The following is a 1,388-nucleotide window of genomic DNA, read 5'->3' as shown; positions in this document are numbered from 1 at the left end:
TGTCTAGTCCTGAAATAGCGATACACAAAAAGTATCATTATGGAAAAAGATCAAGAATTACGCTATATAAAGCGTACACAAAAAGACTACACTATGTCTTTTAAGCTTCAAATTGTTCAGGAAATAGAGCAAGGAAGAACTTCGATTTCTCAAGTTAAAAAAGATTACGCTATTCAGTCCCGTTCTACAATCGTTCAATGGCTTCGGAAATTTGGTAACTTTGATTGGGACAATCAAACACCTTTTACTATGTCAAAATCTCCTGAACAAAAAATAATGGAACTTGAAGCCAAAGTGAAGTTATTAGAAAAGCAAAAAGCATTTTTAGAACAGCAGGCTTATGTTGCTGATAAAAAAGCTATTATTTTTGATATGATGATTGATATAGCTGAAAAAGAATATCAAATTGACATCCGAAAAAACTCACCACCCGAACAATCGACCATTTTAAAGAAGAACATCAACAAACAATAATGTTTGCCTGTACTTTGTTCGGGATAGACAGACAGGTTTATTATCGAAGAATAAAAAGAACCAGTTCCAGACAGCATCTGGCTTCAGAAGTTATCAGCCTGGTTCTTGGAATTAGACAGACAATGCCCCGAATAGGAGCAAAAAAACTGTATTATCTTTTAAAAGTTCAATTGCATCAACTCAAAATCGGCAGGGATAAATTTATCAATATACTTAGAGCAAATCATTTGTTGATAATGCCTAAACGTTCTTATCACATAACAACAAACTCTCATCACCGATTTAGAAAGCATCAAAATCAAATATTAGATTTACAGATCAGCAGACCAGAGCAAGTCTGGGTATCAGACATAACTTATATTGGGAAAAGAGATAATCCTTGTTATTTAAGTCTAATAACAGATGCTTACTCTAAAAGAATAATGGGCTTTAATGTGGCAGATAACATGAATACTCAAAGTACCTTAACGGCTTTAAAAAATGCAATAAAACAACGCAGTGATAAAGACTCAGTATTAATCCATCATTCCGATAGAGGACTACAGTATTGTTCTGATCAATATCAAAAACTATTAGATCAAAACAATATAAAATGCAGTATGACCCAAAACTCGGATCCATATGAAAATGCAGTGGCAGAGAGAATAAATGGAATTCTAAAACAAGAATTTAATATTGATAAGTTTAATCAGCAGCTTGCCGTGATGAAGTCTCTAGTGAAAAATGCAATTGATATTTATAATAATAAAAGACCACATTACTCTAATTATATGCTCACCCCTAATCAAATGCACCAACAAAACATAATACAGATGAGAACTTATAAAAGAAAAACACCTGTAAAAAAAGTTCTTACAGGTGTTTAATTAAATATATTTGTCTAATAATCTGTATCGATTATTTAGGACTAGTCA

At 32.2% G+C, this 1,388-nt stretch carries 2 protein-coding genes; both read left to right on the top strand.

Annotated elements, in window-relative coordinates; genetic code table 11:
• Positions 1 to 39 precede the first annotated feature (39 nt).
• Complete coding sequence (locus tag JOD96_RS22375; protein ID WP_209566450.1) at positions 40 to 474, top strand: hypothetical protein; 435 nt, start codon at positions 40 to 42, stop codon at positions 472 to 474.
• Positions 474 to 1,340, top strand: a complete 867-nt coding sequence (locus tag JOD96_RS22370) for an IS3 family transposase (protein WP_209566449.1) — start codon at positions 474 to 476, stop codon at positions 1,338 to 1,340. Before JOD96_RS22375 ends, JOD96_RS22370 begins: the two co-directional genes overlap by 1 nt.
• Positions 1,341 to 1,388 lie beyond the last annotated feature (48 nt).

It is taken from the genome of Flavobacterium sp. 1355 (assembly GCF_017833415.1).
Lineage (GTDB): Bacteria > Bacteroidota > Bacteroidia > Flavobacteriales > Flavobacteriaceae > Flavobacterium.
This window is presented reverse-complemented; position numbering and strand designations above follow the sequence as displayed.